The following is a 984-nucleotide window of genomic DNA, read 5'->3' on the forward strand; positions in this document are numbered from 1 at the left end:
CTCTTCACCCTTGAAGTAGCCTCGGTCAGCCACCACGGACAGCGTTTCTGTCCCCATCGCCTCGCGGGCTTGCTTGGCCATTGGGCTGAGCTGGTCTCGGTCGGATCCGACGTTGGTCACCTCATGCGCGACGATTAAATGGTGTTTGGTATCGACCGCTGTCTGAACGTTGTAGCCGACGATACCGCTGCCGCGCGTCATCATCGAACGGGCATCTGGGTCGGTCAGCGAAACCTGTTTATCAGGGGAATCGTTGAGCTGAGTTTCGATCTTTTGAAGCTCTTTCATCTGCGCTTTGAGCTTGGCGATTTTATCTTCCAGGCTGCCAGTGTCTGGCGCGGAGGCGCTAGGAGTCTGTCGATCAGCCGCATCGAGTGCAGCCAAATAACGACTGATGCTCGCCTCGATTTCTTCCATACGCCGCTTCAGTTTGGCGCTGGTGAAATTGCGGTCACGGTTGTTCACTGCCTTGAATTTGCTGCCGTCGATGGCAACCAGGTTTTCGCTAAACAGCCCCAACTGCTGGCAGAGCAAAACGAACTGACGGCAGACGCCGCGAATAGCTTTGCTATTGTCTTTGCGGAAGTTGGCGATGGTCTTGAAATCGGGCATCAAGCGCCCGGTCAACCACATCAGTTCGACGTTGCGCTGGGCTTCACGCTCCAGACGACGGCTGGATTGAATACGGTTCAGGTATCCGTAGATATAGATCTTCAGCAGGATCGCAGGGTGATAAGCAGGTCTGCCGGTTTCGGCTGGAATCACGCCATCGAAACCCAATTTGGCTAGGTCGAGTTCATCGACGAAGACATCGACCACGCGCACTGGATTGGTATCGCTGACGTAGTCGTCGAGGCTTTCGGGAAGCAAGGTGCTTTGACCTCGGTGTTCACCCTGGATAAACCGTTTCATGGGAATCCTTGCGATGGAAGTGTCGGAAATCATAGCAAGGATTTGTCAGGACGTTTTTACACACCCTGGGCC

Annotated in this window: 1 protein-coding gene; it reads right to left on the bottom strand. The window is 54.6% G+C overall.

What is annotated here, in order from left to right; translation table 11 throughout:
- Positions 1–912 (bottom strand): IS1182 family transposase (locus H4J77_RS19535; protein ID WP_182250123.1); only part of this gene is annotated, 912 nt, incomplete at its 3' end.
- Positions 913–984: the final 72 nt, after the last annotated feature.

It is taken from the genome of Pseudomonas sp. 5Ae-yellow (genome assembly GCF_014077575.1).
GTDB lineage: Bacteria > Pseudomonadota > Gammaproteobacteria > Pseudomonadales > Pseudomonadaceae > Halopseudomonas > Halopseudomonas neustonica.